At 60.7% G+C, this 15,643-nt stretch carries 15 protein-coding genes; 8 read left to right on the top strand and 7 right to left on the bottom strand.

Features of this window, described 5'->3' with window-relative positions; genetic code table 11:
- Positions 1 to 38 precede the first annotated feature (38 nt).
- The 5 genes from E4P01_RS16825 to E4P01_RS16805 all read left to right on the top strand — a co-directional run bounded on the left by E4P01_RS16825 (position 39) and on the right by E4P01_RS16805 (position 6,256).
- Positions 39 to 2,336 (top strand): beta-galactosidase, encoded by a 2,298-nt coding sequence (locus E4P01_RS16825; protein WP_216090844.1) that lies wholly within the window; start codon positions 39 to 41, stop codon positions 2,334 to 2,336.
- Between the two features lie 82 nt (positions 2,337 to 2,418).
- Positions 2,419 to 3,564: an EstA family serine hydrolase gene (locus E4P01_RS16820; RefSeq protein ID WP_032881067.1), complete on the top strand. Its 1,146-nt coding sequence runs from the start codon at positions 2,419 to 2,421 to the stop codon at positions 3,562 to 3,564.
- A gap of 142 nt (positions 3,565 to 3,706) precedes the next feature.
- Positions 3,707 to 4,852: an OmpA family protein gene (locus tag E4P01_RS16815; RefSeq protein WP_005785808.1), complete on the top strand. Its 1,146-nt coding sequence runs from the start codon at positions 3,707 to 3,709 to the stop codon at positions 4,850 to 4,852.
- Positions 4,853 to 4,879: 27 nt separating this feature from the next.
- Positions 4,880 to 5,527, top strand: a complete 648-nt coding sequence (gene pdxH, locus E4P01_RS16810) for a pyridoxamine 5'-phosphate oxidase (RefSeq protein WP_032877344.1) — start codon at positions 4,880 to 4,882, stop codon at positions 5,525 to 5,527.
- A 264-nt stretch (positions 5,528 to 5,791) separates the two neighbouring features.
- Positions 5,792 to 6,256: a glycine zipper 2TM domain-containing protein gene (locus E4P01_RS16805; protein WP_003189251.1), complete on the top strand. Its 465-nt coding sequence runs from the start codon at positions 5,792 to 5,794 to the stop codon at positions 6,254 to 6,256.
- 75 nt (positions 6,257 to 6,331) lie between these two features.
- Here E4P01_RS16805 and nhaA read toward each other — a convergent pair whose 3' ends face one another.
- A complete protein-coding gene (nhaA, locus tag E4P01_RS16800; protein ID WP_005785813.1) occupies positions 6,332 to 7,507 on the bottom strand; it encodes a Na+/H+ antiporter NhaA in 1,176 nt (391 codons plus the stop codon).
- A 215-nt stretch (positions 7,508 to 7,722) separates the two neighbouring features.
- Here nhaA and E4P01_RS16795 point away from each other — a divergent pair, with 215 nt between their 5' ends.
- Complete coding sequence (locus E4P01_RS16795) at positions 7,723 to 8,817, top strand: PLP-dependent cysteine synthase family protein (protein ID WP_216090845.1); 1,095 nt, start codon at positions 7,723 to 7,725, stop codon at positions 8,815 to 8,817.
- A 122-nt stretch (positions 8,818 to 8,939) separates the two neighbouring features.
- On the opposite strand, the gene E4P01_RS16790 is transcribed toward E4P01_RS16795, so the two are convergent.
- Positions 8,940 to 10,553, bottom strand: a complete 1,614-nt coding sequence (locus tag E4P01_RS16790) for an NAD(P)/FAD-dependent oxidoreductase (RefSeq protein WP_216090846.1) — start codon at positions 10,551 to 10,553, stop codon at positions 8,940 to 8,942.
- A 106-nt stretch (positions 10,554 to 10,659) separates the two neighbouring features.
- Positions 10,660 to 11,331 carry a hypothetical protein gene (locus E4P01_RS16785; protein WP_005785817.1) on the bottom strand — a complete coding sequence of 224 codons (672 nt, stop codon included), beginning with the start codon at positions 11,329 to 11,331 and terminating at the stop codon, positions 10,660 to 10,662.
- A gap of 136 nt (positions 11,332 to 11,467) precedes the next feature.
- On the opposite strand from E4P01_RS16785, the gene E4P01_RS16780 reads away from it, so the two are divergent.
- A complete protein-coding gene (locus E4P01_RS16780; protein WP_216090847.1) occupies positions 11,468 to 11,857 on the top strand; it encodes a hypothetical protein in 390 nt (129 codons plus the stop codon).
- 33 nt (positions 11,858 to 11,890) lie between these two features.
- Here E4P01_RS16780 and E4P01_RS16775 read toward each other — a convergent pair whose 3' ends face one another.
- Positions 11,891 to 12,490: a short chain dehydrogenase gene (locus tag E4P01_RS16775; protein WP_122735386.1), complete on the bottom strand. Its 600-nt coding sequence runs from the start codon at positions 12,488 to 12,490 to the stop codon at positions 11,891 to 11,893.
- A 105-nt stretch (positions 12,491 to 12,595) separates the two neighbouring features.
- Here E4P01_RS16775 and E4P01_RS16770 point away from each other — a divergent pair, with 105 nt between their 5' ends.
- The gene (locus E4P01_RS16770; RefSeq protein ID WP_148852408.1) at positions 12,596 to 13,504 is read left to right on the top strand and encodes a LysR family transcriptional regulator; all 909 of its coding nucleotides are present in this window, start codon (positions 12,596 to 12,598) and stop codon (positions 13,502 to 13,504) included.
- On the opposite strand, the gene E4P01_RS16765 is transcribed toward E4P01_RS16770, so the two are convergent.
- Genes E4P01_RS16765 through E4P01_RS16755 form a run of 3 tightly spaced genes read right to left on the bottom strand, consistent with a single transcriptional unit; the run spans position 13,501 to position 15,634 of the window.
- Positions 13,501 to 13,986, bottom strand: coding sequence for a DoxX family protein (locus E4P01_RS16765; protein WP_103733465.1), 486 nt, complete (start codon positions 13,984 to 13,986; stop codon positions 13,501 to 13,503). The genes E4P01_RS16770 and E4P01_RS16765 overlap by 4 nt on opposite strands.
- Complete coding sequence (locus tag E4P01_RS16760; RefSeq protein WP_103733466.1) at positions 13,983 to 14,759, bottom strand: DNA-binding domain-containing protein; 777 nt, start codon at positions 14,757 to 14,759, stop codon at positions 13,983 to 13,985. Before E4P01_RS16760 ends, E4P01_RS16765 begins: the two co-directional genes overlap by 4 nt.
- The gene (locus E4P01_RS16755) at positions 14,756 to 15,634 is read right to left on the bottom strand and encodes a DUF692 domain-containing protein (RefSeq protein WP_148852407.1); all 879 of its coding nucleotides are present in this window, start codon (positions 15,632 to 15,634) and stop codon (positions 14,756 to 14,758) included. The genes E4P01_RS16760 and E4P01_RS16755 overlap by 4 nt, the downstream gene beginning before the upstream one ends.
- Positions 15,635 to 15,643: the final 9 nt, after the last annotated feature.

Genomic DNA, 15,643 nt, shown 5'->3' with positions numbered 1-15,643 from the left:
CAGGCCATTCACCGGCCGTTTGGGAGAACCTTGTTCGTATGATTCGCACGCTGCCCGCTCTTTTTGCCTTGCTGTTCGCTGCGCCGTTGATGGCCGCGCCTGCCGGGCAACAAACGCTGTTCAACTTCGTCCGGCCTGCCGATGTGGTCAAGGTGGCGACTCAGGACGCCAGCCTGCCCCAATACAACGCCGAACAAACTCCCGAAGGCGAGGTGCTGCGCCGTATCACCTTCAACCCGGCGGCCGAGCCAAGCCTGGTGCTCAGCCCGCAATCCGGTGTGTGGGACTGGTCGCAATCGAGCGCCATGAGCCTGCGTATCCAGAGCGCGATGAACTGGGCACTGACCCTCTACGTCAAGGTGCAGAGCGCCGACGGCAAGACCCTGGTCAGCCGCATCGACTTGCCGGCCGGGCCTGCGCAGACCCTGCTGGTACCATTGCAAGCCAACTCGCCACTGAGCCAGGGCATGAAGGCTGGCCCGCCGATGCCGATGACCGTGGATGGCCAGCGCGTATTGCTGGCCGGCAGTGCCGGCGAAATCGACCGCAGCCAGGTGGTGTCGGTGACCCTGTCGATGATCAAGCCCAATGCCGCCCAAAGCATCCTGCTGGAGCGCTTTGGCGTGCAGGACAGCGAGCCGGTAACGAAGGCCGCCTACAGCGAATTGGTCGATGCTTTTGGCCAGTCCACCCGGGCGCGCTGGCCGGAAAAGGTCAGCAGCGACGAGCAGCTCAAGGCGTCGGCCGCCAAAGAGCAGCAGCAGCTCAAAACCTGGTTGGCTGAGCGAGACAAATCCTCCCTGGACCAATACGGCGGCTGGAACAAAGGCCCGGCGTTCGATTCCAGCGGCTTTTTCCGCACAGAGAAGCGCGACGGCCGCTGGTATCTGGTGACGCCTGAAGGTCATCCGTTCTATTCACTGGGGGTCAACACCGTGGCTGCGGACAACAGCCAGACCTACGTGGCAGGGCGTGAGTGGATGTTCGCGGCGTTGCCCAAGGCCGGCGAACCCTTCGACAAGTACTACGGCAGCAGCGATAACCGCACCGGCAACGGTGCCGGCGAAGGTCGCGGCTTTGGTTCGGGGCGTTGGTATGACTTTTATGGCGCCAACCTGCAGCGCACTTACGGCGGCGAGGGTTTGGACCAGAAGCGCTGGGTGACGCACACCCTGGACCGTCTGCAAGCCTGGGGTTTCAATACCGTGGGCAACTGGAGCGACGAGGACCTGGCCACTGCCGACCGCGTGCCTTATACCCTGCCGCTGTCGATTGTGGGTGACTACGCGAGCATCAGCACCGGCACCGACTGGTGGGGCGGTATGCCCGATCCGTTCGATCCACATTTCGCGATGGCCACCGAACGCGCCGTGGCCATCGCCGCTCGTGATCACCGCGACGATCCGTGGTTGATCGGCTTTTTTGCCGACAACGAACTGGCCTGGGCCGGTCCTGGCGACGATGCAAAATCCCGCTACGCCTTGGCTTACGGCACCCTGCGCATGACCACCGATGTTCCGGCCAAGCGCGCTTTCCTCAAGCAGCTGCGTGACAAATATCGCAACGAAGAAGGTCTGTCCAAAGCCTGGGGCATTCAACTGGCGGGTTGGGAACTGATGGAAGACCCAGGCTTCGAACCACCGATGCCCAGCCCTGAACACCCGGAAATCGAAGCTGACTTCAAGTACTTCCAGAAGACCTTCGCCGACGCTTACTTCAAGACCATTTCCGACTCGCTGAAGTGGCACGCGCCGAATCAACTGTTGCTGGGCGGCCGTTTTGCCGTGAGCACCCCGGAAGCAGTGGCGTCGTGCGCGCAGTATTGCGATGTGTTGAGCTTCAACATGTACACCCTAAAACCCCAGGACGGTTATGACTTCGCCGCCCTGCGTGCGCTGGACAAACCGGTGTTGATCACCGAATTCAACTTCGGCTCGGCCGACCGTGGCCCGTTCTGGGGCGGCGTGACGCAATTGGCCCGCGAAGAAGATCGCGGTACGGCGTACGCCACGTTCCTCAAGCAGGCCATGGCCGAGCCGTCGATTGTTGGCGTGCACTGGTTCCAGTACCTGGACCAGCCGGTCACCGGGCGTCTGCTGGATGGCGAAAATGGCCATTTCGGCCTTGTCGGCATCACCGATGTACCTTTCCAGGGCTTCGTTGACAGTGTGCGCAAGAGCAACCTTGCGGCGGTCGACCAGTTGGGCCGTGAGGCGCAAAAAGCCAAGGCGACCCGCACGGCGCGTGAAAGTGAAGGCGCCAGGCAGGGGCAGGGCGGCAAAGGCGCAGGGCAGGGCGCTGGACATGCCGGTGGGCACTCCGGCAACGGTCATTGATTCGTCGTTGACGGGTTCACAAAACCCACAATGGCTGAAAGAATGGCGGCCACTTTTCATGGTGCTTTGCGAGGGGAATCAGGTGCAGATTCAGGGTCATTACGAGCTGCAGTTCGAAGCGGTACGCGAAGCCTTTGCCGCATTGTTCGATGATCCCCAGGAGCGTGGTGCCGGGCTGTGCATCCAGGTAGGCGGGCAAACCGTCGTCGATCTGTGGGCCGGTACTGCCGACAAGGACGGAGCCGAAGCCTGGCACAGCGATACCATCGTCAACCTGTTCTCCTGCACCAAGACCTTCACGGCTGTCACTGCCTTGCAACTGGTGGCCGAAGGCAAGCTCAAGCTTGATGCACCGGTGGCTGACTACTGGCCGGAATTCGCGGCGGCGGGCAAGGAGGCGATCACACTGCGCCAGTTGCTCTGCCACCAGGCCGGGCTGCCGGCCATCCGCGAAATGCTGCCTACCGAAGCCCTGTATGACTGGCAACTGATGGTCGACACCCTGGCGGCCGAGGCGCCGTGGTGGACACCAGGCGAGGGTCATGGCTACGAGGCGATTACCTACGGCTGGCTGGTCGGCGAACTGTTGCGCCGCGCCGATGGGCGCGGGCCGGGTGAGTCGATCGTGGCACGGGTCGCACGGCCGCTGGGGCTGGACTTCCACGTTGGCCTGGCGGATGCAGAGTTTTATCGGGTGGCCCATATAGCGCGCAGCAAGGGCAATATGGGGGATGAAGCCGCGCAACGGTTACTTCAAGTAATGATGCGCGAACCGGCGGCGATGACCACACGGGCATTTGCCAATCCACCATCTATTCTGACCAGTACTAATAAGCCCGAATGGCGACGCATGCAGCAGCCCGCGGCAAATGGTCACGGTAATGCGCGCAGCCTGGCCGGGTTTTATAGCGGTTTGTTGGACGGTAGTTTGCTGGAAAGCGACATGCTCGAACAATTGACCCGTGAACACAGTATTGGGCCGGATAAAACCTTATTGACCCAAACCCGTTTCGGCCTGGGCTGCATGTTGGATCAACCGCAGCTGCCCAATGCCACGTTCGGCCTCGGGCCACGTGCTTTCGGGCATCCCGGCGCAGGGGGCTCAGTGGGTTTTGCCGACCCTGAACATGATGTAGCGTTCGGTTTTGTGACTAATACCCTGGGCCCTTACGTACTTATGGACCCGCGTGCGCAGAAGTTGGTCGGAATATTGGCCGGTTGTCTATAAACCCCTTGCTGTTTCACAATTTTTTGTTACAAAGGCAAGTATAAAAAGATGCTGAACGACATGTTGTAACTTGAATGTTCTTTAAGCGTCTGTTTAACGGGTCATCAGGCCCCCTGGTTTTTTCTCATTTTGTGGATATCTCATGTTATCGAACAAGTCCTTGGCACTGGCGCTGTGCCTCACTATTACAGGTTGCGCACAAACTCCACAAAATGATGCCGAAGGTGGGCATTGGTGGTCATTTGGATCGGACAAGGCTGCGACCAAGGACGCAGTGACCCAAACCGACGCCAAGCCGGATGCCAAACCAGCTGCCGGCGCCAAGCCTGTTGAACCTGTCGCCGCTGCTGCTGCACCTGCTTCGCCCGCCAAGGCTGATACCGGCTACAGCTGGTGGCCGTTCTCCACCAAGAGTGCCGAAGAAAAAGCCGCCGATGCCAAGGCCGACCTGAAAGCCGACCTGAAGGCCGCAACCCCGACTTCGGACGCGGCACCTGTCGTCGCCAAGACCGACGCCGAACCCCGCTGGTGGTGGCCGTTCGAAAGCAAGCCAAAGCCGTTGGCCAAGGTCGACGTGACCAATGTGCCAATGCCTGACCCGAAAATCACCCAAGCCTGGCTGGACGACTACGAGCCACGCCTGCGCGAGGCCATCAAGGGCAGTTCGCTGCAACTGGAGCGTCGCGACAACGTGCTGGTCGTGATTGCCCCGGTAGACGGTTCCTACAACCCGAAGCGTCCGGCGATGCTGCTGCCGGTGACTTTGGGCCCGTTCACTCGTGTGGCCAAGGCCGTTGAGGCTGATCCCAAGACCGCCGTACTGGTTCTGGGCCACGTCGATGCCACCGGCAGCGCTCCTGCGAGCCAGGCGTTGAGCAAGGAGCGTGCGCAGTCGATTGCTTCGATCTTCAGCCTCAGTGGTTTGAAGCAGGACCGCTTGATGCTGCGTGGCATGGGCGATCTTATGCCGCGTGCCGCCAACGACAGCAACCAGGGGCGTGCGCTGAATCGTCGCATGGAAATCATGTTCACTCAGCGTACAACGATGCTTGCACTGCTGAGCCAGTACAATTCGGGCAAGACGCCACCGGTTGCTGAAATGGTTGCCGTGCAGAATGCTCCAGCCCCGGCACCAGCGGCAAAAGCACCAGCCAAGAAGGCTCCGGCCAAGAAAGCGGCCGCCAAGCCAGCGGCTAAAAAGGCCGCGGCCAAACCTGCTGCGAAGAAGCCGGCTGCAACCAAAGCCAAGGCTGCTGCACCCGCTTCGAACGACCAGGCGAAAAACTGAGCCGTTGAACCATAAGGATAAAGCCGCATGACCCAGGCACTGGCTGATATGCGCCGTGACTACACACGGGACGGTTTGAGCGAGGCCCAGGCCCCCGGCGAGCCGTTTGCGTTGTTCCACCAATGGTTTGGCGACGCGGTGAAAACCGAACAGCCGCCGGTGGAGGCCAATGCCATGACCCTGGCGACGGTCGACCAGGACGGTCGCCCGCACTGTCGCATCCTGTTGCTCAAGGGCCTGGATGCACAGGGCTTTACCTTCTTCACCAACTACCAGAGCGCCAAGGGTGAGCAACTTGCGGCGCGGCCGTTTGCGGCCATGACGTTCTTCTGGCCGACCCTGGAACGCCAGGTGCGTATTGAAGGGCGCGTGGTCAAGGTCACCCCTGAAGAGTCGGATGCCTATTACCAGGTGCGCCCGTTGGGCAGCCGCCTCGGCGCCTGGGCATCCCCGCAGAGCAGGGTCATTCGTGACCGTGAAGAGCTGCACGATCTGCTCAAGGCCACCGAACAGCGTTTCAGCGATACCCAGCCCGATTGCCCCGAGCATTGGGGTGGGTACCGTTTGCTGCCCGAGCGCATCGAGTTCTGGCAGGGCCGCGCCAGCCGCCTGCATGATCGTCTCAACTATCGTGTACAAGACGCTCAATGGATCCGCGAGCGTCTGGCGCCCTGAGCGTCACCTTTCGTCATTGCGCCTGAATCATGCCCATTGCGCCGACGTCTCTATTCAGGAGACTTCGGCGCTTTTGATTGTGCGGCTACAATGATCAAGCAGCTGATGGCACCGTTGCGCCCCCCAGCCAGGCTACCGTTCGTCGTGTTTTCTGGTGCTGGCAGTCTGTACTCAGGCTGAATGAAAGCAATTTTCTGCCCGGCTTGCCGTGACAGGCGCCAAGCCACAGCGTTTAATGAATACCTGTCCTTTGGAGTTGATGCTATGCGTAAGTCCGTTTTACTAGTTGCCTGCTTTACCACCCTGTCATTGCTGTTGGGTGGCTGCGCCTCGAGTCTGACCGGCGACTCGTACTCCCGTGATGAGGCGCGTCGCGTTCAGACCGTGCGCATGGGTACCATCGAATCCCTGCGTCCGGTGAAAATCGAAGGCACCAAGACCCCAATCGGCGGCGCTGCTGGCGCAGTCATCGGTGGTGTTGGCGGCAGCGCCATCGGTGGCGGCCGTGGCAGCATCGTCACCGCTGTAATCGGCGCGGTCGCGGGCGGCCTGCTGGGCTCGGCCACCGAAGAAGGCCTGACCCGCACCCAGGGCGTGGAAATCACCGTGCGCGAAGACGACGGCAGCATGCGCGCCTACGTACAAGCCGTGCAGGAAAATGAAATCTTCCGCATCGGTGACCGCGTACGCATCATGACCGTTGACGGTACCAGCCGCGTTACTCGCTAAGCGGTAAGTAATCGGGCAAAGAAAACCCCAACCGGGTGACCGGTTGGGGTTTTTTTATGCTGCTTTCCCAGGGGCTCAGGCTTTTTTGCGACTCGCCATCGCCGTCACCGCATACCCGATAAAGGCTGCCAGGATCGATCCGGTCAGAATCCCCATGCGGTCTTCACCGGCAAACTCGCTGGCACCCGGCACAAACGCCAAGGAGCCGACAAACAGGCTCATGGTGAAGCCGATACCGCACAGAACAGCCACGCCAAGAACCTGACCCCAGTTGGCGCCGCTGGGCAGGGACGCGATACCCGTCTTGATCGCCAGCCAAGTGAGGCCGAACACACCGATGGTCTTGCCGATCAACAGGCCGGCGGCGATGCCCATGGGCACGGAATGGGTGAAGCTCTCCAGGCTCACGCCGGTGAGGGAAACCCCGGCATTGGCGAACGCGAACAACGGCAGGATGGCGTAGGCCACCCACGGGTGCAGGGCGTGCTCCAGGGTCAGCAGCGGTGAGGTTTCGGCATTCCGGGTGCGCAGTGGAATGCAGAATGCCAGGGTCACACCGGCCAGTGTGGCATGCACACCGCTCTTGAGTACGCACACCCACAGGATCAGGCCGATGATCAGGTAAGGCCCAAGCTTGATCACGCCCAGGCGATTCATCGCAATCAAGGCAATCAAGCAAGCCCCCGCGCCCGCCAGGGACGCGCCGGACAAGTCAGCGGAGTAGAACAGCGCGATGACGATGATGGCGCCGAGGTCATCAATGATTGCCAGGGTCATCAGGAACAACTTCAGCGACACCGGTACGCGCTTGCCCAGCAGTGCCAGCACGCCCAGAGCGAACGCGATATCCGTGGCCATCGGGATCGCCCAGCCGGCGAGGGCGGCCGGGTTGTCCTTGTTCAGCGCCCAGTAGATCAGCGCCGGCACCACCATGCCGCCGATGGCCGCTGCGCCGGGCAGCACAACCTGGGAAGGCTTGGAGAGGTGACCATCGAGCAGTTCGCGTTTGACCTCCAGGCCGATCAACAGGAAAAACAGAGCCATCAGGCCGTCGTTGATCCACAGCAGTGCCGGCTTGGCGATTTTCAACGCGCCGACCTGGGCAACCACAGGTGTATCGAGAAACGCGTTGTACAGGTGCGACAACGGTGAGTTGTTGATGATCAGCGCCAAAGCGGCAGCGGCGATCAACAACAGACCACTGGCGGCTTCCAGCTGGAAGAAACGAGTAAAAGTGCTACGCAGAGGCAAGGGATGCTCTCCATTTGAGGTTCAATAGGTGGGTACCCTAACCCGTACAGTTAGTTGTTAAAACAAAAGTTATATTCTTATTTGTTATAAGAGATGAGTCGTGTTGTAGATGCGTAAAAGACTAGCAGTTGTGTGTCAAATTGAGTCGGTACTGTATCTGTGTGAGGTGTACGAAACATCTTAAGATTCAGGCTGAAAACCTTAGAGAATCCACCATGAGCGACCACCGTACCTGGGCCCGCGAAGCCATTCGCATCATTGAAGCGGACTTCCAGCGGAGCGCCGACACCCACCTGATCCCGTTGCCGTTACCAGGGTTGCCCGGCATCGAGTTGTACTTCAAGGACGAGTCCAGCCACCCCACAGGCAGCCTGAAACACCGGCTGGCTCGCTCGCTGTTTTTGTACGCGCTGTGCAATGGCTGGCTCAAGCCGGGCGCCCCGGTGATCGAAGCGTCCAGCGGCTCCACAGCCATCTCTGAAGCCTACTTCGCTCGCCTGTTGGGGTTGCCGTTCATTGCCGTCATGCCGGCCACCACCTCCCAGGAAAAGATCGCCCAGATCGCCTTCTACGGTGGCAAGAGCCATCTGGTTCAGGACCCGACGCAGATCTACGCCGAATCCGAACGCCTGGCCCAGGAAAGTGGTGGTCACTTCATGGACCAGTTCACCTACGCCGAGCGTGCTACCGACTGGCGCGCAAACAACAACATTGCCGAATCGATCTTCCAGCAGATGCGCTTCGAGCAGCACCCGGAGCCCAGTTGGTTGATTTCCAGCCCCGGCACTGGCGGCACCACCGCGACACTGGGCCGCTACGTACGTTATCGCCAGCATTGCACCCGCGTGCTGTGTGCCGATGCCGAGCGCTCGGTGTTTTTCGACTTCTACCAGAGCGGCGACGCCAGCCTGCGCCTGGAGTGTGGTTCGCGAATCGAAGGGATTGGTCGCCCGCGTGTCGAGGCGTCGTTTCTGCTGGCGGTGATTGATGCGATGGTCAAGGTGCCAGACGCCTTGTCATTGGCGGCGATGCATTACCTGGCTGGGCGTTTGGGACGACGGGTCGGCGGTTCCAGCGGGACCAACCTGATCGGCGCGTTGGTAGCAGCGCACCAGATGAAAGCGGCGGGAGAATCGGGCTCGATCGTAGCGATCTTGTGTGATGGCGGCGAGCGTTATGCCACGACCTATTACGATCAGGCGTGGTTGGCGGGGCAGGGGTATGAGTTGGAGAGCTTGATCGCGGCGGTGGCTGCGAGTGTCGAGCAGGGCGAGTCGCTGCCCGAAACGATCCTGCGCGCCAATATCTGACCCGGCGCAAATCAAAATGTGGGAGGGGGCTTGCTCCCGATTGCGGTGTGTCAGTCAAAAATACTGTGACTGAACCACTGCTATCGGGAGCAAGCCCCCTCCCACTTTGTATTGCGCTGTGCTCAGGCCTCGATGCCGAGCATATCCCGCGCCAACGCCTCGGCAATCCGAATCCCGTCAACACCCGCCGACAGAATCCCGCCGGCATAACCGGCGCCTTCCCCGGCTGGGAACAGGCCTTTTACATTCAGGCTCTGCATCGACTCATCGCGGGTTATGCGCAGCGGTGATGATGTGCGGGTCTCGATCCCCGTCAACACCGCATCGTGCAGCGAATAACCTTTGATCTGCTTCTCGAACGCCGGCAAGGCTTCGCGGATGGCTTCGATGGCGAAGTCCGGCAAGGCCAGGGCCAGGTCGCCCATTGACACGCCGGGCTTGTAGGACGGCTCCACACTGCCGATGGCAGTGGACGGTTTGCCGGCGATAAAGTCCCCCACCAGTTGCGCCGGTGCCTCGTAGTTGCTGCCGCCGAGGATATAGGCGTGGGACTCCAGGCGCTCCTGCAATTCGATACCGGCCAGCGGGCCGCCCGGGTAATCCACCTCGGGGGTGATGCCGACCACGATGCCGGAGTTGGCGTTGCGTTCATTACGCGAATACTGACTCATGCCGTTTGTCACGACGCGGTTCGGTTCTGAGGTCGCAGCCACCACGGTACCGCCAGGGCACATGCAGAAACTGTAGACCGAGCGACCATTCTTGGCGTGGTGCACCAGCTTGTAGTCCGCTGCGCCCAGTTTCGGATGGCCTGCGTATTTGCCCAGGCGTGCGGCGTCGATCAGCGACTGCGGGTGTTCGATACGGAAGCCCACCGAGAACGGCTTGGCCTCCATGTACACGCCGCGCTCATGGAGCATACGGAAGGTGTCACGGGCGCTGTGGCCCAGGGCAAGAATCACGTGCCTGGAAAGGATCTGCTCGCCGCCGTCGATGACCACGCCGTTCAACTGCCCGTCTTCGATCAACACATCAGTGACCCGTTGTTCAAAGCGCACTTCACCGCCCAGGGCGATGATTTGCTCGCGCATGTTCTCTACCACGCCGGTCAGGCGGAAAGTGCCGATATGCGGCTTGCTGACATAGAGGATCTCTTGCGGTGCACCGGCCTTGACGAACTCGTGCAGCACTTTGCGGCCGTGGAATTTCGGGTCCTTGATCTGGCTGTACAGCTTGCCGTCGGAGAAGGTCCCGGCACCGCCTTCACCGAACTGCACGTTGGACTCGGGGTTGAGCACGCTTTTACGCCACAGGCCCCAGGTGTCCTTGGTGCGTTGGCGCACTTCCTTGCCGCGTTCGAGGATGATCGGCTTGAAGCCCATCTGCGCCAGCAGCAGCCCGGCGAAGATCCCGCAGGGGCCAAAACCCACCACGATCGGCCGTTCAACCAAGCCTGCCGGCGCCTGGCCCACGACCTTGTAGCTGACATCCGGCGCGGGGTTGACGTTGCGGTCATCGGCAAACTTGAGCAGCAGGGCGGGTTCGCCCTTGACGTTCAGGTCGACGGTGTAGATGAAGCACAGCTCCGACGACTTTTTACGGGCGTCGTAGCTGCGTTTGAACAGGGTGAAATCGAGCAGGTCATCACTGGCGATGCCCAGGCGCTGCACGATGGCAGGCCGCAGGTCTTCTTCGGGATGGTCGATGGGCAGCTTGAGTTCGGTGATTCGTAACATGACAGGATCCGGTAGGCGGCGGGCAAGGAGGCCGGCTGTTTTGCAAACCGGCGATTATAAGCCCCAAAGGTGGTTTTCCGTCAGGTTAAAACAGCCCAAGGCACAATCAGTCGTCCCGGGAGCCGCCAAACGCCGCGCAGCCACGCTGCACCTGGCCGTTCACCCGCAGCTCGGCGCTCATGTGTTGCAGGCTGCCGCTCACGCTGTCGACGCAGCGCTGGGGCGCCACCCACAGTTCGATGTGCTGGTTATTGGCTTCGGTCATCAGGTTGAAGCGCCCATCGCCCAGTTGTTCTTCGACGTAGGGCACCGCCAGCGGTGGCTGGCCTTCGCGTTCCAGCACCATGCCCTTGGCTGTGACATTCATTGCCCAGGCCGGCTTATGGCCGTTGGCGCGCAGGATCATGCGCTTGAAGTCCGGATCGTCGCAGGCTGAGGTCGAGCGCTCTACGCGATAGAGTTGTTGCAGGTCGAGCGAACCCTGGGTGCCGCTGGCAACCCCGGAAAACTTGCCGCGCAGGTCGGCAAACAACGCGCCTTGCTGGCCGGCCAGGGACGCGGCTTCCTGCAGGATGCTGGTGCCGCCGGTGTCGTTGACCACATAGTTGCGTTTGTCGCCGCACGGTTGGAACAACAATTTGCCCTCCACAGCGGTCAACTCACCCTGCATACGGGTCAGCCCGGCAGTAGACGGTTTGGCCGGCTCGCTCTCGAACATCTGGCAAGCGGTGAACAGGGGCAGCAGGGCAAGCAGTGCAAGAGTACGGGCGGCGCGCATTGATCGGGTCTCCAAAACAAGTGCCGCCACGTTACGCAGCCTCGCGTCGCACCACAAGTCTGTAAACAGCTCGAAACCAATACCTGCGGCATACGTCAGCCTTTAAGCCTTTACTGATGCAAGGACGGGGGGCGGTATGCAAGGGTTGATGACTTTGCCTGGGAGCGTTGCGATGACAAATAAATGGAGCGCATATGGACTGCTGTTTGTCAGCGTTTCGGTGTTTGCTGAGGACGCCGCGAGGTTGGAGTATTGGTCGGCTAATGACTTCACCGAGATCTCGCTTGAACTCAAGAGTATCCACAATCTGAATGCGGATACCGTATCGGCCAGCATTACGTTAAGCGAAGAGGCCAAGGCGCGTACCACAGCCATTACCACGCTGACCTACGGAAAGCAGATGACGCTTTATATCGATGGTCGCCGTTTATACACCAGCCACGTTCAAGGGATTATGGGGGGCAGCTTAAGAGTAGCCGTGCCCAAAGACTTGGCTGCGGAATGGGCAACTCGGTACCTGCACTAAAGGTGGCAGGTACCGAGAACCTTCTTTGGCAGGTCAGCCCACGATAAAGGTCTGCCCTGTCTGCAAGCCCTCGACACTCTTCGCGTAGGCCAACGCCACATCTGCACCAGGCACCGGTTTGTACCCACGAAAGTATGGAGCGTAGCTGCCCATGGCTTCCAACAGCACTGTCGGGCTCACCGAATTGACACGCAAGCCCCGTGGCAACTCGATCGCCGCGGCTTTGACAAAGGCATCCAGTGCGCCGTTGACCAGCGCGGCCGAGGCACCGGTACGGATCGGGTCGCGGTTGAGAATGCCGCTGGTGAACGTAAACGAGGCACCGTCATTGGCGTATTCGCGTCCGATCAGCAGCAGGTTGACCTGGCCCATCAGCTTGTCACGCAGGCCCAGTTCGAAATCGCTGTCGCTCATCTCTCCCAGTGCCACGAAGTTCACACTGCCTGCGGCGCAGATCAGGGCGTCGAACTTGCCGGTCTGCTCGAACAGCCTGCGTATCGAGGCGCTATCGCTGATGTCCACCTGGAAGTCGCCGCTGGTACGGCCGATGCTGATCACTTCGTGGCGTTGCGCCAACTCTGCCTTGACCGCTGAACCTATGGTGCCGCTGGCACCAATCAATAGGATTTTCATCGTGCTGTTCCTCCAGGGGGTTAACTGAAGGTCCAGTCTAGTGTGGCTTTTCAGGCGAATAAACGCGCTAATAGGCAACCTTTGGTTTTCAAATGGAAACAATCCATGAGCGAAATGGATGATCTGGCAGCCTTTGCTGTGCTGATCGAAGCGGGCAGTTTCACCGTGGCGGCCGAACAGCTGGGCTGCAGCAAAGGGCAGTTGTCCAAGCGCATCAGCCAGTTGGAAGCGCAGTTTGCCGTGGTGCTGTTGCACCGCACCACCCGCAAGCTCAGCCTCACCGCGGCCGGCGCGGCGTTGCTGCCCCAGGCACAAGCGCTGGTGGTACAGGTAGAACGCGCGCGGCAGGCGTTGGCGCGGCTCAAGGATGATTTGGCCGGCCCTGTGCGTATGACCGTGCCGGTGTCGCTGGGCGAAACCTTCTTCGATGGCTTGTTGCTGGAGTTTTCCCGGCAATATCCGCAGGTGCAGATCGAGCTGGAGCTTAACAACAGCTACCGAGACTTGGCGCGCGATGGCTTTGACTTGGGCGTGCGCGCGGCTGCCATCGAAAATGAACGCCTGGTCGCCAAGCCTTTACTGGCCTGGCACGAGGTGACCTGCGCCAGCCCGGCGTATCTGGAGCAGCATGGGGAACCGCTGACCCCGGCGGACCTGTCGACGCACAGCTGCTTGCTCAACAGTCACTACAGCGGTCGTGAGGAGTGGTTGTATCACCAGCAGCATGAATTACTGCGAGTGCGGGTGAGCGGCACGTTTGCCTCCAACCATTACAACCTGCTGAAAAAAGCCGCCCTGGTGGGCGCCGGTATCGCCCGCCTGCCGTCCTACGTGTTGCCGACGGAGTTGGCCGATGGGCGATTGCGCTGGATCCTGCGCGACTATCAGACACGCCGAATGCCGATGTACCTGGTTCATCCCTACCAGGGTGGCCTGCCGAGACGCACCCAGGTGCTGGTCGATTACCTGGTGGATTGGTTCCGGCGCAGCGGCGAGGCGCTGGATCGGCTTTAACGCAAGCGACGGGCCATCAGGTGGTCGATGGACAAGCGGCCTGGCCCCTTGGCGAGCAACAGCAACAACAGCGCGAGCCAGGTGCCGTGCGTGGGGTAGGCGTCAGGGTAGACGAACAACTGAATGGTCAAGGTCATGCCGATCAGGGCCAGGGCCGAGAAGCGTGTGGCAAACCCCAGCAGGATCAATACCGGGAAAAAGTGCTCGGCAAAGGTTGCCAGGTACGCGGCCACCTCCGGCGGCACCAGGGGCAACTGATATTCGCTGCGAAACAACCAGAGTGTCGAGGCGGCGAGCTTGGGTTCACCGACTTGGAATGTGCCGCTGATCACGTCAATGGCAAAGCCTTCGACCTTGGTCTGCCCGGATTTCCAGAACACTGCGGCAATGGAGAAGCGCGCAATAAACGCGATCAGGCTGTAGGGGATTTTTTCAAACAGTGCGACGGTTCGCTTTATCAGGCACGGAGCGGGAGTGTTCATGGCGATACCTTGGGTGGCAGATGCAAATGAGTAATGGCGTCGTGGCTGATCAGCAGCGTGAGACATTGGTGCAAGTCGAATTCGGCTGAGGCTTCAAGGGCGTCAGCGATGGCCAACTCCAGCCCGGCGCCTTGGTTGAGGCGGTTGATAAACGTCACCGAGCCGCTGTCGATGGCGAACACCTTGACCGCCAACCCGTGGCGCAGGACCAGCGCGCCTTGGGCGTACCATGGGTTCAAGGTGGCGATAACCCCGTCGGTCTGGTGCGCAGCCCAAACCGACACGATCGCGTAGGGAGATTCCAATGTTTCGAGGGATGGATGCAGTCGCACCCGCAATTGCCCCAGCTGCGCGCAGCCTTGCAGTTGTTGGAGCACGCTGTGCTGATCCAGTGCCTGGCGATCCGCCGCGTGATAAGCCCGAACCCGCAGGCGCTCCAGCCGAGCGATATCTGCCAGGTATGGCACGCTTGAGGCCGGTTCGAAGCGCTGGATAAACGCTGCCAACGTGCTGCCGTATTCGCTGATCAAAGGGCTGGTGGGCGGGTGAGCCTGGACATACAGGCTGGCCATGGCGTGGAAAAACTCATCGCCAACCAGTTGCCGCGTCACCGGATAGGCGGCAACGAGCGCATTTATCAACGCGCTGTGGACATTATTGCGATACACCGCGAAGCGACTCGCCGGGTCGGCCCCGTTGCTGCTGAACACCTCCTCGGGGCAGGTTGCGTCCGGCGTCAGCAGCGCGTGGGCGAATGCCTGTTGAAGGCTCATCGGGCCACCTGCGACAAATAGCTTTCAGCCTGCCGGGCTTCGGCCTGCAATACGCTGAAGGGCGGCACCTGGTTATCCCGCTCGATCAACGTAGCTACCGGACCGGTCCGCGCCAGCACGTGCTCGTACAGTTGCCACACGGCGTTATCGATAGGCGCGCCGTGGTCATCGATCAGCAGGCGGTCGCCCAGGCTGTCTGTGTCTTCGGCAAAGCCGGCCAGATGAATCTCCCCCACTGCGTGCAAGGGCAGGGCGTCGATGTAGGCCGATGGATCGCGCTGGTGATTGATGCAGGATACGTAGACGTTGTTGACGTCGAGCAGCAGGCCGCAACCGGTACGGCGGATGACCTCGCTGATGAAGTCGGTTTCATCCAGGGTAGAGCGCTGGAACTGCAGGTAGGTCGAGGGATTCTCCAGCAGCATCGGCCGCTTGAGTGTGCTCTGCACCTGGTCAACATGTGCGCACACTCGGCTCAGGGTGGTGGCGTCGTAAGCCAGCGGCAGCAAGTCGTTGAGAAACACCGGGCCGTGGCTGGACCAGGCCAGGTGTTCGGAAAAAGACTGGGGTTGATAGCGCTCGATCAACGTCGCCAAGCGTGCCAGGTGTTCGCGATCCAGGGCACCTTCGCCGCCGATGGACAGGCCCACGCCGTGCAACGACAGCGGGTACTGCTCACGGATCAATCCCAGGTAGTGATGAAACGGGCCACCGGCCACCATGTAGTTTTCGGCGTGAACTTCAAAAAAACCGATATCGGGGCCGGTCTCAAGCACTTGGGTGAAGTGCTCGGTCTTCAACCCCAGTCCGGCCCGCAAGGGCAGGCCGGGCACCTGAGTCGGTGAGACCGTGTAAGGGGATGTAGGCGTCATCATCAGTACTCA

The sequence above is a fragment of the Pseudomonas sp. NCIMB 10586 genome, from assembly GCF_023127895.1.
GTDB lineage: Bacteria > Pseudomonadota > Gammaproteobacteria > Pseudomonadales > Pseudomonadaceae > Aquipseudomonas > Aquipseudomonas synxantha_A.
Note: the sequence above shows the minus strand (reverse complement) of the source record. Positions and strands in the feature narration are given on the sequence as shown.

Excerpts from the sequence above, each read along its gene's own strand:
- E4P01_RS16795 (WP_216090845.1), top strand. The coding sequence starts at position 7,723 with ATGAGCGACCACCGTACCTGGGCCCGCGAAGCCATTCGCATCATTGAA.
- E4P01_RS16785 (WP_005785817.1), bottom strand. The coding sequence starts at position 11,331 with ATGCGCGCCGCCCGTACTCTTGCACTGCTTGCCCTGCTGCCCCTGTTC.
- E4P01_RS16780 (WP_216090847.1), top strand. The coding sequence starts at position 11,468 with ATGCAAGGGTTGATGACTTTGCCTGGGAGCGTTGCGATGACAAATAAA.
- E4P01_RS16755 (WP_148852407.1), bottom strand. The coding sequence starts at position 15,634 with ATGATGACGCCTACATCCCCTTACACGGTCTCACCGACTCAGGTGCCC.
- pdxH (WP_032877344.1), top strand. The coding sequence starts at position 4,880 with ATGACCCAGGCACTGGCTGATATGCGCCGTGACTACACACGGGACGGT.
- E4P01_RS16775 (WP_122735386.1), bottom strand. The coding sequence starts at position 12,490 with ATGAAAATCCTATTGATTGGTGCCAGCGGCACCATAGGTTCAGCGGTC.
- E4P01_RS16765 (WP_103733465.1), bottom strand. The coding sequence starts at position 13,986 with ATGAACACTCCCGCTCCGTGCCTGATAAAGCGAACCGTCGCACTGTTT.
- E4P01_RS16825 (WP_216090844.1), top strand. The coding sequence starts at position 39 with ATGATTCGCACGCTGCCCGCTCTTTTTGCCTTGCTGTTCGCTGCGCCG.
- E4P01_RS16760 (WP_103733466.1), bottom strand. The coding sequence starts at position 14,759 with ATGAGCCTTCAACAGGCATTCGCCCACGCGCTGCTGACGCCGGACGCA.
- E4P01_RS16790 (WP_216090846.1), bottom strand. The coding sequence starts at position 10,553 with ATGTTACGAATCACCGAACTCAAGCTGCCCATCGACCATCCCGAAGAA.
- E4P01_RS16805 (WP_003189251.1), top strand. The coding sequence starts at position 5,792 with ATGCGTAAGTCCGTTTTACTAGTTGCCTGCTTTACCACCCTGTCATTG.
- E4P01_RS16815 (WP_005785808.1), top strand. The coding sequence starts at position 3,707 with ATGTTATCGAACAAGTCCTTGGCACTGGCGCTGTGCCTCACTATTACA.
- E4P01_RS16770 (WP_148852408.1), top strand. The coding sequence starts at position 12,596 with ATGAGCGAAATGGATGATCTGGCAGCCTTTGCTGTGCTGATCGAAGCG.